The 12,636-nt window shown below is 44.3% G+C and carries 8 protein-coding genes and 1 pseudogene; 7 read left to right on the top strand and 2 right to left on the bottom strand.

What is annotated here, in order from left to right; genetic code table 11:
* Positions 1-69: 69 nt before the first annotated feature.
* Together mutY and AB1F57_RS04770 are read left to right on the top strand one after the other, a co-directional pair.
* On the top strand, positions 70-1,221 hold the full coding sequence (gene mutY, locus AB1F57_RS04765; protein WP_167785641.1) for an A/G-specific adenine glycosylase: 1,152 nt from the start codon (positions 70-72) through the stop codon (positions 1,219-1,221).
* Between the two features lie 698 nt (positions 1,222-1,919).
* Entirely contained in the window at positions 1,920-6,596 is a 4,677-nt protein-coding gene (locus AB1F57_RS04770) for a MucBP domain-containing protein (RefSeq protein ID WP_367986171.1), read from the top strand.
* A gap of 91 nt (positions 6,597-6,687) precedes the next feature.
* Here the strand turns inward: AB1F57_RS04770 and AB1F57_RS04775 are convergent.
* A pseudogene (locus AB1F57_RS04775) lies at positions 6,688-6,912 on the bottom strand (transposase); the annotation flags it as partial.
* Between the two features lie 515 nt (positions 6,913-7,427).
* Positions 7,428-8,630, bottom strand: coding sequence for an IS110 family transposase (locus AB1F57_RS04780; RefSeq protein WP_367985527.1), 1,203 nt, complete (start codon positions 8,628-8,630; stop codon positions 7,428-7,430).
* A gap of 419 nt (positions 8,631-9,049) precedes the next feature.
* On the opposite strand from AB1F57_RS04780, the gene AB1F57_RS04785 reads away from it, so the two are divergent.
* From AB1F57_RS04785 to AB1F57_RS04805, 5 genes are all read left to right on the top strand, one after another.
* A complete protein-coding gene (locus AB1F57_RS04785; RefSeq protein ID WP_167786381.1) occupies positions 9,050-9,406 on the top strand; it encodes an MFS transporter in 357 nt (118 codons plus the stop codon).
* A gap of 368 nt (positions 9,407-9,774) precedes the next feature.
* On the top strand, positions 9,775-10,314 hold the full coding sequence (gene rsmD / locus AB1F57_RS04790) for a 16S rRNA (guanine(966)-N(2))-methyltransferase RsmD (RefSeq protein WP_105136872.1): 540 nt from the start codon (positions 9,775-9,777) through the stop codon (positions 10,312-10,314).
* Positions 10,304-10,792 carry a pantetheine-phosphate adenylyltransferase gene (coaD, locus tag AB1F57_RS04795; RefSeq protein ID WP_167786380.1) on the top strand — a complete coding sequence of 163 codons (489 nt, stop codon included), beginning with the start codon at positions 10,304-10,306 and terminating at the stop codon, positions 10,790-10,792. Before rsmD ends, coaD begins: the two co-directional genes overlap by 11 nt.
* Positions 10,779-11,816 (top strand): SepM family pheromone-processing serine protease, encoded by a 1,038-nt coding sequence (locus AB1F57_RS04800; RefSeq protein ID WP_167786379.1) that lies wholly within the window; start codon positions 10,779-10,781, stop codon positions 11,814-11,816. Before coaD ends, AB1F57_RS04800 begins: the two co-directional genes overlap by 14 nt.
* Before the next feature lie 143 nt (positions 11,817-11,959).
* Positions 11,960-12,631 carry a YutD family protein gene (locus tag AB1F57_RS04805; protein WP_167786378.1) on the top strand — a complete coding sequence of 224 codons (672 nt, stop codon included), beginning with the start codon at positions 11,960-11,962 and terminating at the stop codon, positions 12,629-12,631.
* Positions 12,632-12,636: the final 5 nt, after the last annotated feature.

Consider the following 12,636-nt stretch of genomic DNA (forward strand, 5'->3'; position numbering starts at 1 on the left):
GCAACATTTCATACTACAGACAGGGAGTTAGTCACAGCTAGCTCCCTTTCTTTGTGCTATACTAGAATTATGTTAGATTTGAAAGAATATGGAATTGACATGTGGTCAGAAGAGAAGATTGTCGCCTTTCGCAAGGCTCTTCTTGATTGGTATGATGAGAACAAACGAGACCTGCCTTGGCGACGAACATCGGATCCCTACGCCATTTGGGTGTCGGAGATTATGTTGCAACAGACGCGTGTGGATACGGTCATTCCTTACTATGAGCGCTTTCTCCACCATCTGCCGACCATCAGAGACTTGGCAGTGGCGCCGGAAGAAGTCATTCTCAAATTGTGGGAAGGGTTGGGCTATTATTCTCGTGTCCGCAATATGCAAAAAGCGGCCCAAGATATGGTTGAACGGTTCGATGGTTCCTTTCCCAAGACACACGCAGAAATTTCCAGTCTAAAAGGCATTGGTCCCTACACAGCTGGTGCTATTTCTAGTATTGCCTTCGGTTTGCCGGAGCCTGCGGTAGACGGCAACGTCATGCGCGTGCTCAGCCGTTTGTTTGAAGTGGATTATGACATTGGTCTCCCTGCGAATCGCAAGATTTTTCAAGCCATGATGGACATCTTGATTGACCCAGCTAGACCGGGAGACTTTAATCAAGCCCTGATGGATTTGGGTTCAGATATTGAGGCGCCTGCCAATCCACGGCCAGAAGAAAGTCCCGTGAAGGACTTTAGTGCTGCCTATCTCAATGGCACAATGGACAAATATCCTATCAAGGTACCCAAGAAAAAGCCTATCCCAGTCGCCTATCAAGGCTTTCTCATTCGCAATCAGGATAATCAATTTCTCCTTGAGAAAAATACCGACGCTGGACTCTTATCAGGATTTTGGTCTTTTCCGCTTTTGGAAAAAGGGGCTATCCTAGCCAAACAAGTTTCCTTGTTTGAAGTGGCAGAAGAGCCGGAGCAGCCTGATATGAAGCTGCGCTTTACAGAAGAATATGGTCTGACTATTGACTGGCAGGAGCAAGAATTTGAGACCGTTCAGCATATTTTCAGCCACCGCAAATGGCAGATTGAGTTGATAGAAGGAGTGGCAAGTCAGTCGGATTTACCAGCTAATCGTGAATTAAAATGGGTTTCGGTTGAAGATTTCCATACCTATCCCTTTGCCAAGCCACAGCAGAAAATGTGGGATGAGTTTAACAAAAATTTTAAAAAATAAGTTTGTTTTTTGCACACAATTATTTGAACTTATTTTGAAAAAGTGTTATATTAACATTGTAGATAGAAAGATGATTTCATTTATTCTTTCGCAAACTAGCTATTGCCCCCCTAAGGCAGTAACTAGAGGAAGGTCTGCTTCAGTTCCACCCATCTATTTATGATATTCTTTATTCACAACCTTATTTTCATTGGCTTGCTGCCCGTTCGAATTTGGGAAATACTGACCTGGTATTTTCAGAGAAGATCGTCAGTCATTGATTGATTTTCGGATATTATATTTAGAACACTGTAAAAAATAAAGCAATCTCCACACTTTAGACAATTGAAAATTAATAGAAAATGGGTAGCAATCGAAGCATATTAGTTTTTAATCATTAACTTCTGGAGTCGGACCTTCCTGATAATAACCACTAACCGAGTTTCAAACGAAGCTCGGTTTTTGAGTTTATAGGTTCTTCCAACCACAAGTCATTGATTGGGTTAGTGACCGAGCAGAAGCGGTTACTTATCAATTCTCTTTTGCTTAAAAGCAGTCATACTGAATTTGGTATCAGCTTAAAATATTCCCTTGCTTACGCTTGATTAACTAGCACAACGGGTAACTCATATTGATTGCTATTTGATACAATATGTGATAGTATATGATTGTATATATAAAATTGTCTTTTATTGTTCGACTTTTATAAAGGAGGGAATATGAGAAGAATCAATAAATCGTTTTATTTTGGTGACAGAAGGCAGTATTTTTCTATTCGGAAATATCATTTTGGTGCAGCCAGTATCTTGTTAGGGGCTTCTTTGGTCTTCGGTGGAGTTACCGTTCAGGCTTCGGAAGCGCCTTTGGAGGAATTGACTCCAACGGAACTAGTAGCAGGAGAGCCTGTCAATGTGGAAACTGGTCTTGATGTGCCACTAGTTGAAGTCCAGGTATCGCCCGCACCAGCAGAAAATAGTCAGAATCTTGCTCTTGATGCTCAGCAATCCCTAGTAAAAGAGAATGAAGTTGTGTCAATTGAGAGTGATTCTGCAGCTGGACTTATTTCTGAAGCTCAGGAATTACCAAATCCAGCTGCAGCACTGGATTCGACCGAGACAGCCGTGACTGAAACAGTTTTGTCTGGTCAGGGAGCAGAACCAGTTTCAGAGATTCGTGCGGCAGTTAGTCCAGACTCTAATTACTTAGTGGTTGGCAAGAATTATTACCAAGATCCAGCAATCAATCAAGGGAATGTACTTGGTGCGAAAGTTAGTGAGATAACAGCTGATTTTGCGCGCTTGCAGACAACTTATGGTGCAGAGTTGACAGCAGACATGACGGTTGCTGAATTTTGGACCAAGTTTGGCTATGCTCCTGAAGATCGCTATTATTCAAGGAATAATGTTATTGATCAGCAGGGACGCCAGGTTCGTGCTTCTAATCGTGAAGCCAATCAAACAACCTTTGAATTGCCTTTCACTACAGAAACTTACGTGAAAAATAGGGCTACTCATACGGTCAAGGTTCCCAACCTCTTTTCTCGTTTGACAGTTGGTGACCAGCCTGACATCTGGAATGTGGTAGATAAGACCTGGGGCTCAGGATGGTTTGCTAGTTCAGTCCAAGGCCTGGAGGTCATGGAGGATTTGATTGGCTACGGATGGGACAATACAGTCGATGATTATCTACTAGATCCAAACAACAATAATAAATTTGTTATTCCAACTCGTTTTAATACTGAGCGTGATGATGTTTGGTTGACCATGCGGGGAGGCAGTCCGGATCGTTATGGTTCCTATTTGACAGGTGCTCGCGCTTATTTATCGGCGGTGTCGGCAGATGGCAAGACTATGGCTGAAAAGAGCGATGCGACCACGACGGCGTCAGATGATTTCTATATCAATACGACGACAAAAATCGGTATTACAGATGAAGGTTTTGACTCCTTGGGAGAAGGCTTCTTAGGTGGAAAATCAGTTGTCGGTGGTCGAAAGATTTTTGAAAAGGTCAATAATGGGGGTACGGTCTCGTCCTATACCTTCCAAGACCTGAGAAATCGTTTGATTACCAACTTTATGACGGATGTCAATACCAACTTGGCCAACTATGAAAATGCGGCGACAGGGATTAACCTTGGTGTCGGCGGTCAGATCCAGCTGACCGGTTTGTACCGTTTGTCAGATTTGGATGCAGCGACCTTAGATGCCAATGTCATTTCAGACTATGCCAATTATTTGGCGGATCAGGCGGCTCGTGCGGCAGAATCTAGCCATGTTGTTGACGTAGAATACTACATGTACAAGGCTGGTGATCAGACAAAACTGTATTCGCCTGCCAAGTCAGTCTTCCAAATTGAGACCACCCGTCCTTATTTCACAAACTTTGGTGATTTGACGGTTGCTCACAAGTTTGATGTGACAGATGCTGCATTGGCAGAGAAATTGACCGAGCAGTTTGGCTACGAATCCTTTGGTTTGGAAGACAAGGGGATTGACAAGGATGGATTTGCCATCGGTACGGATAAAAATAATGTTCGTGTCATGATTACCCTTGATGGGGAAATTAAGGAACGCAATCTCACCATTGATGCGCTTAACGCTTCCTTGCTGAAGTCGGATTATCTGAATAAGGAACTCAAACTCTTCTATACCTATGCGGCCTTGGACACGGAGAAAACGATTGACGGGCTTTTGCCGATTGAAATTTCAACAAACGCAGGTGCCTATGCGGTGCCGATTGTCCGAACGGTGACCATTGTTGGTACGCTTTTAGAAGAAAATCATACCTACAAGACCGTTGAATTTAGCGCTGAAGTGGTCGATGAGGATACTGTTAATCTAACAGCTGGTCAGCCTACAGAAGATGATGTAGACAATAAGTACCAGACAGATGATACCCGTAAGTTGGTGGGTGACAGTACGACGACCATTGAAGATTTGTTGCCCCCAACGAGCGACAAGACTGGCTACGAGTTGGTTTCTGTGACCAAGACGGTTTATGGACCAGATGGGGTAGAGCTTTCAACTGAGACCTTGACGCCTGCGGATTATGCAACGGATGTTGCTGTGGCTAAGCTAGATGATGGTGGTAAGATTGTTTTCAACTACGTCTACGAGCGCAAATTGGAAGGGGTTGTCACTGTCAAGCACCGTACGGTGGATGGTGCTGTCCTGGTAGCGCATAAGATTGCGACGGATACTGCATCTGGAGATGCCCTTGAAAAGCTTCTCAAGGGGTCTGCCTATGAGGTTACTCATGATGACCTTGTGTTGGTAGATGAGAACGGTCTGTCTTGGACCTATAAGGGATTGGCAACAGGGTCAGATCCAGCTAGTGGAAGCACCGACAAGGCTATTACAACGGTTATCTTTGAATATGAAAAGTTACTTGGGGAACAAGTGACAGTGATGCACATCACTGAAGACGGAGATATTCTGATTGATGAAAAGGCACTATTTGACACACCTCAACAAATCGGAACACCGTATAAGACGGAGGATAAGGGTGAGTTGACAGATGAAAATGGTTTGGTATGGATTTATTCCCGTCTGGAAGAATCGTCCGAGCCAGCTGAAGGTACTGTAACTAGCTATCCGCAAAAAGTTGTCTTTGTCTATGAAGCCAAGCGGGGTGGCTCCGTCATCGCCAAATTTGTGAATGAAGCTGGTGATGAATTGCAAGATTCTGTGACTATCCAACCAGCGGCTACTCAAGTGGGGACAGATTATCGTTCAACATACCCGAGCGAATTGACAGGTCCAGATGGTCTGGTCTATGTCTTTAAGGAATGGGATTCAAACACGGCGCCAGCTCAAGGTAAGGTCGTCGAAGGTGATTTGGAAATCGTCTATATCTATGCTCCGAAACTTGGTGGCTCTGTCATCGCCAAATTCGTCGATGAAGCTGGTAATGAATTGCAGGCGCCTGTGACAGTTCAGCCAGCAGACACTCAGATAGGAACAGACTATGTATCTACTAGACCAGATAGTATCGAGCATGGAGGATTCACCTACGAATTCAAGCAAATTCAATCCGGATCAGCTTTAGAAACTGGTAAAGTTGCAGAAGGCGAGCAAGTTATCACCTACGTTTATACACCGCTTGCCAAGGACACAATAGAGGAAATCCGTGGAACAGTCATCGTTCATTATGTGGACGAAGCTGGCAAGACTATCAAGACTAGCTTGACCGTGGAGAAAGATGTCCTTGTTAAGACAGTGGCCACCCAGACCTTGCCAGGTTCAACGGAAACAAGTGAAGTAGCGACAAATGTCCGTTATGACGCTAATCCCTATAAAGATGAAACCATCTTGTTCAACGATTTCACCTACAATTTCTTGAGCAATGATAAGCCACTTGAGGACCTTATACCGGAAGGCGTGACTGAAATCACCCTGGTCTACAAGCCAGTTGAAAAAATCACTACTGAGGACGCTAAAAAAGGCTTCGTAACGGTTCGCTATGTGGACGAAAATGGCACTCCACTGTCGAATGCAATTTCGACAAAGCCAGTTGTGGTGACAACCATTACGACCACAACGACACCTGATGGCTCAACCAGCGTTGAAAATCCGACGGGAGCTGAGTATGACGTTACACCACTCTTGAAAGATTCAGTAGAAAAAGATGGCTTCACCTATGAGCTGGTTCGTACAGTAGGCGAGCAGTCAGGAATTCTCGTGGAAGGTGAAACCATTGTCACTCATGTTTATAAACCGCTTGCTAAGGTTGAACGGACGCCAGTTTATGGAAGTGTTTTGGTTCATTTCCACGACCGTGATGGCAATTCTGTCAAGGATAGCGAGACAGTTGTCGATAATGTCCTTGTTGGCTATAAGGTGACGACTAGCCTGCCAAGCGGAACAAGCGAATCGTTGGAACCTGTAGCGGATGTGCCTTACGATGTGGATGCGATGTACACGGACATTGATGGCTATGTCAAGGCAGGCGAGCATACTGGCGAGCCAGTCGGTAAGGTGGTCGAAGGTATTACAGAGATTACCTTTATCTATGATAAGGCTCCTACACCAGAGCCAGAGCCTCAACCAGAGCCTCAACCAGAGCCAGAACCAGAACCGGAGCCACAACCAGAGCCGGAGCCAGAACCAGAACCAGAACCGGAACCTGAGCCACAGCCAACACCAACGCCAGTACCAGGACAACCAGTTGTTCCACCAACTGTACCTGCTAAACCTGAAACTCCAGTTCCTGCTCAGCTAGCTAGTCCAGCAGCTCCTGCAGGTCCGGTTGTTGACCAATTGCCAAATACTGGTGAAGCAAGCTCAGTGACTGTAACTGTTCTTGGAACAAGCATGCTTATGGCAGCTTTTGCACTTGCTGGCAAACGTCGGCGTCACAACATCCAGCATTCATTTAGAAGTTTAGGTCTAGACTAATTCTCCATTTGGAGAAACACGTTTCAAGAAAGTTCTCCCTATTTTTCAAGAACAAATCACCAGACCTATCTCTAGAAAGCTCAAAAGCCATTCACAGTTTTAGGCTCTTTGTCAACTGTTGTAGGTAGGCGAAAAGTTATATTCACGAGAGGACCAGTTTGGTCTTCTCTTTTTTGATGTTCACTGTCATCAAAATCCGTTTCTTAAAATTTTCAAAGTTCCTGAAGCCAAAGGCATTTCGCTTAATGACTTTGATAAGGTTATTGGTCGCTTCCAGTTTTGCGTTTGAATAGGGCAGTTCGAGGGTGTTGATAATCCAAAATAGTGATGTTGGGGTCTTTCGTTCCCAGTAAGTTTGTGATACTATCCTCGCTTTATTATTTCTTGGTTCGGGGATAAAGGCTGGGCAAAAAGCCTAGCACCACTCTTCAGAGTTCGTGTCAACATCTCAGCGCAGTGGTTGATTGGCAGATTTGTTCGTTTTCTACACTCCAAATCTGACCTATACGACTGATGCGAACAGAGTTCGCTTCATCTCCAACCTCAAACTGTCTCCCAGACAGTTTGAGCTGTGCGGGGGTGGGAGTGAAACAGTCTGGGGATAGACTGTTTCAGCTCAACAACTGGAAATAAGGACTTGTTGACGAACTCTTTTTCTACCATTTGTCAAGTCCATCAAGGTATTTGACGAAAAATATTTTGAGTTCAATAGTCAAAATAAGGAAATTGTTTTCTTTTGGACTAAAGTTTAGTGAAAAAAGTGTATACAAAACCAACACCTTATGTTGAAATTTTTTGATAAGGTGTTACAATGATAGAGCATAAACAGTTTTATCGATTTTGGGTTGAAGCGTAATCGTAAAGTTTGTTATGCATAATGAGGTAATACATTGTCCGAATGAGTCGATGTATGGAGGCAATCGTGTGTGGCTTGGTTGAAGTCGTTTGCGATTGTCTTTTTCGTTTCTCATAAAAGTCTGCGATATGGCAAGGATTAGTGTGACTAGCTGAAGCGATATTGTGAATGCACTTGAACAGAATCTTTCTAGCGTAGGGATTGCCACGCTTGGTAATGTGCTCCTTAGCGAGGAAGCTTCCAGATTCATAGTGTCTTAGGTCAATACCGATAAAGGCATTGATTTGATTGGCAGACTGAAAACGGCGAATATCTCCCAGTTCGCCAATAATACTTGTTGCAGTCGTCTCAGCGATACCAGGAATAGAAAGCAGAATCTCATATTCTGGTAATGGCTGAGCTAGTTCCACCATTTCGTCTAAGACAGTTTGTCTCTGTTCAGAAAGTCTAAGCAATTCTTTTGCATAGTAACGCACCTCTTCCATGATCGGAGAGGTTTTCTTAACGGCACAATAAGATTGATTAGCTAGTGCTGTCAGCTTCTCAACTAAGTAAGCCACACGCTTGTCAGAAATCCGTTTTGAAGTGGACAGACGGATGCTCTTTGAGAGTTCATCCTTGCTTAACTCAAGCACGAAGTCCTTGCAAGGAAAAGCTATAACTAAGTTCCAGTATTGTTCCCCAGTTGGTGTTGACAAGATAGTTTCCAATTCAGGGAAAGTGACCTGTAAGACCTTGTGCAGGCGGTTTTTAGCTCGAACGATGTCCTCAGTTAAGTTCTGATAGAATCGACTGAGATCCCGCAAGTTTTGGTAGACTTCTTCTTGGACATACGTCGATTTACGATTCAGTACAAACTGAGATTGAGCTAGTTTTTCGGCGTCAATTTGATCTGTTTTTCTCACACGCAAGCTATCCAGTTGCTTCTTGGCTTCTAAGGGATTGAGTCGTGTATAAGCGTAGCTATGTTCATCCAGAAAAGCTTGAAGACGACGAGAATAGACGCCTGTTGCTTCAAAGATGATTTCTGGCTTGTGGACGGTTTTCAAATCGCCAAGTAGCCGAGAAAAGCCAATGGCATCATTGGACATGGTGTAGTTATGAACCTTCTCGCCGTTGACTAGAATGGCTACTTCTGAACTTACCTTACTCACGTCAATCCCAAATACTACTCGCATGATATTACCTCTTTGTCTTGAATGATTCCTTGTTTTAGTGATGTCATTTTCAATACTCGACGTCTGGCGTCCCACATACTTTGATAACATTCTTTCTAAAACAGGTGCCTTGCCAGTTTTTGATGCGACGTCTAGCGTCAAAAGAGTTCTCGACTTAACAAGACACCTCTACTTTATCATAAAGAAAAAGTAGTGAGTACTTTCTCCCGTCGGAGATTTCCTCACTACTAATCTTAGTATGTTTTAGACTGGTCGAGTTCTTTCCCACTCCCATTATCTCCAACTTCCAAAGGTTTTGGGGACCTTTGGAGGTATGAGAAAGTAAATTCTAGATAAATTCTGAAGAGGGAACCCCTCTTTTTTTTTTTTTTTTTGTTTCTTCTGATAAAATTTGCTATACTGAAAAAAAGGAGTAGGCTATGGAGGAGTTGAATATGTGGTATCTTATCTGGCTTGGATTGGTCTTGGTGATTGCAAGTTCTGTCTTCTATGATGACATGCGGTATAAGACTTTCGGCTTTCGCTATTGGCTAAGTGTTGTTGGTGCCTTCTGTCTGGTTTTGGTTGCCCTAATTTCCTGCTTAATCTTTGTAACTAGCATTTCCTTGATGCTCTATCATCGATTTGGTAATGGCACCGTTTTGCTCGGAATTCTATTTTTTCTGATGACGTTTGCTTTAGTGAGCTATGCCTATTTTGCCTGTAAAAGGGTTGTTGCTCGTACACGGTTTTATCGGTCAATGACGAGGAGGGACTATTACGAATTTAATTGGTGAATTAATCGTTGAATTTTTGACGGAATTGCCAGATTTTGATCCCAAAAAGCACAAGCCTTTCGGAGGTCGCCATTGGTTGGGCTGGCTAGGGATTTTGGTGAATCTGATTATGAGAGCTTTCTTGACCTTCTTAGTAGGTTATACCCTTTTTTCCATAGGTAAAGGCAATCTAGCGCTCATTCTCATTTTCAATCTCTTTCTTATTCCAACTACCTTATTTTGGTTTTGGCGGACCAGTCGCCTGTTCAACAAAATGTGGCAGACCAGCCTTTATTATCTTGATAATAAATCTTAACATCAGCCTTGCTGATGTTTTTTCAACTGTGTTTTAAGGAAAAGATTGGTTGTTTTGTGCTATAATAGACTCTATGAGAATTGTATCAGGAAACTATGGCGGACGGCTCCTCAGGACCTTAGATGGCAAGACGACACGACCGACTTCGGACAAGGTTCGTGGAGCCATGTTCAATATGATTGGTCCCTATTTTGAAGGTGGGCGAGTGCTGGATTTGTATGCTGGTAGCGGTGGCTTGTCCATTGAGGCAGTATCTCGGGGCATGGATGAGGCGGTCTTGGTCGAACGTGATCGCAAGGCCCAGGCCATTGTCCGAGAAAATATAGTCATGACCAAGGAGGAAGGTAAGTTCCGGCTCTTGCCCACGGAGGCCCGTCAGGCCTTGACTCAACTGGAAGGAGTCTTTGACCTGGTCTTTCTGGATCCGCCCTATGCGGAGCAGGAGATTGAGGCAATGGTCACTGAACTCTGTCAGCGAAAACTTCTGTCCGAGGATGTCATGGTAGTCTGCGAGACGGATAAATCTGTCACACTTCCTGAAGAAATCGCAGAGCTGGGCATCTGGAAGGAAAAAGTCTACGGAATAAGTAAGGTAACAGTCTATGTTAGATAAAATTGGAATGTTTACAGGCTCCTTTGATCCCATTACCAAGGGACATTTGGACATTATCGAACGAGCCAGTAGTCTTTTTGACAGGCTTTATGTGGGGATTTTTTACAATCCCAATAAAAATGGTCTCTTTACTGGTCAAGAGCGGCTGGACTTATTGGAAAAGGTCTTTGCCAAAGATGAGAAGATCCAGGTCTTTCTAGCGGGTCAAGAGCTGGTGGTCGATGCAGCCCATGAACGGGGAGTGACCCATATTGTCCGCGGTTTGCGCAATGGAATTGACCTGGAATATGAGGCCAATTTTGATTATTTCAATCGCAAGTTGGCCCCAGACTTGGAGACGGTATATTTGATTTCCAAGCCGGAATACCGCAATATTTCGTCCAGCCAAATCCGTGAACTGATAGCCTACAAGCAGGATATTAGTCCTTATGTGCCCGAGCTTGTTAGTAAGGAAATAGAAAAGCATGAAAAAAAATAAAGGTCTCATTTTAATTTTATCTATCATTTTAGGAGTACTCTTGCTCTGGTTTACGGTCTTTGTTCCCCTGCCCTATTATATCGAGAGTCCTGGCGGAGCCATGGATGTGCAACAGGTCCTGACGGTTAATGAGGAAGAGGACAAGAAGGACGGTTCTTATGAGTTTACCTATGTCTCTGTCCAGCAGGCAACGGCTCTGCAGCTGCTATTTGCCCAGTTTGATCCCTATGCGGATATTACTTCGGCTGAGGAGATGACGGGAGGAGCAGACAGCGAGGAATATTTCCGGATTGCGCAATTTTACATGGAAACTTCGCAGAATATGGCCAAATACCAGGGATTAACCCTGGCCAAAAAAGATGTTGAAATGGATTTCTTTGGGGTCTATGTGCTTGATTTGGCGGAGGATTCGACCTTTAAGGACGTTCTCAAGATTGCGGATACGGTTGTCAGTATCAATGGCAAGACCTTTGAGTCGTCGCCTGATTTGATTAAGTATGTCAGCGGTTTGGAACTGGGCAGTCCTGTGACGGTGGGCTATGTGACAAACGGTCAGGAAAAATCAGCTGACGGTAAGATTATCAAGCTGGTCAATGGAAAAAATGGTATCGGGATTACCCTGGTGGACCACACAGAGGTCAAGTCCTCAGTACCTATTGACTTCCAGACGGGCAATATCGGCGGTCCTAGTGCAGGTCTCATGTTCACTTTGGCTATCTATACCCAGCTGGCTGAGCCAGATTTAAGAGATGGCCGGACCATTGCAGGAACGGGAACCATTGAGCAGGACGGCAAGGTCGGCGACATTGGCGGGGCGGACAAGAAGGTCCTATCTGCTGCCAAGGCCGGTGCCAGCATCTTTTTTGTTCCTAATAATCCTGTGGATAAGGAAATCCTAAAAGAAGATCCAGATGCCAAGACCAATTATGAGGAGGCCAAGGAGGCTGTAGAGAAAGCGGGAGTAGACATCGAGGTCGTACCTGTCAAAACAGTCCAAGATGCCATTGATTATTTGAAGAAATAGAGTTTGTGGAGTAACCTAGTTGCTCCTTTTTTCTTAAAATTGTCAGAAATTTCTTTGAAAACTGATAGGAGGAGCATTCCTGTTAAAATCATGGTATAATGGTAAGGTTAGAATGTATGAGAAACTAATAGAATGGAGGCCCAATGAAAAAAGAAATTACACCAGAAATGTATAACTACAACAAGTATCCTGGTCCTAGTTTTGCTCGGGTTGGGGACAAGGTTGTCTCTGAAAATATCGAGTTGGACTTGCTAGAAAATCATAAGGATGCCTTTGATCAGACCATTTTCGGTCAACGCTTTTCCCAGCTTATGCTCAAGTTTGACTATATTGTGGGCGACTGGGGCAATGAACAATTGCGTCTCAAGGGATTCTACAAGGATGATAAGACGGTCAAGTCTGACTTGAAAATCGGTCGCTTGGATGACTATCTGACCGAGTTTTGTAATTTTGGTTGTGCTTATTTTGTCTTGGAAAATCCAAATCCACAGGAGCTGCCTGAAGAGGTGGACGACAGACCACGTCGTAAGCGGAGCCGGTCTCGAAACCGCAATCGCAACCAGCAGCGGACGGAGCCTATTTCCCATAAGGAACAGCAAAAGGCTCAACCGGAGAAGAAGGGGCGGGACAATCGTGCCAAGTCCAACCGGAATGACCGCAAGAAGGGGGCACGCCAGGAAAAGGTGGCTGACCAGTCTCGGCACTTTACGGTCCACCATGATAAGAAAGCTGGCAAGCAGGCGCCCAAGCAGGAGCGTAGACAAGCATCGGATGCCAAAGAGACCAAGCGTAGTTTTGTCATTCGTCAGAAGTAGGGAGA

The organism is Streptococcus nasisuis, from assembly GCF_040836615.1.
GTDB classification, from domain to species: Bacteria; Bacillota; Bacilli; order Lactobacillales; family Streptococcaceae; genus Streptococcus; species Streptococcus suis_V.

Excerpts from the sequence above, each read along its gene's own strand:
- mutY (WP_167785641.1), top strand. The coding sequence starts at position 70 with ATGTTAGATTTGAAAGAATATGGAATTGACATGTGGTCAGAAGAGAAG.
- AB1F57_RS04770 (WP_367986171.1), top strand. The coding sequence starts at position 1,920 with ATGAGAAGAATCAATAAATCGTTTTATTTTGGTGACAGAAGGCAGTAT.
- AB1F57_RS04780 (WP_367985527.1), bottom strand. The coding sequence starts at position 8,630 with ATGCGAGTAGTATTTGGGATTGACGTGAGTAAGGTAAGTTCAGAAGTA.
- AB1F57_RS04785 (WP_167786381.1), top strand. The coding sequence starts at position 9,050 with ATGGAGGAGTTGAATATGTGGTATCTTATCTGGCTTGGATTGGTCTTG.
- rsmD (WP_105136872.1), top strand. The coding sequence starts at position 9,775 with ATGAGAATTGTATCAGGAAACTATGGCGGACGGCTCCTCAGGACCTTA.
- coaD (WP_167786380.1), top strand. The coding sequence starts at position 10,304 with ATGTTAGATAAAATTGGAATGTTTACAGGCTCCTTTGATCCCATTACC.
- AB1F57_RS04800 (WP_167786379.1), top strand. The coding sequence starts at position 10,779 with ATGAAAAAAAATAAAGGTCTCATTTTAATTTTATCTATCATTTTAGGA.
- AB1F57_RS04805 (WP_167786378.1), top strand. The coding sequence starts at position 11,960 with ATGAAAAAAGAAATTACACCAGAAATGTATAACTACAACAAGTATCCT.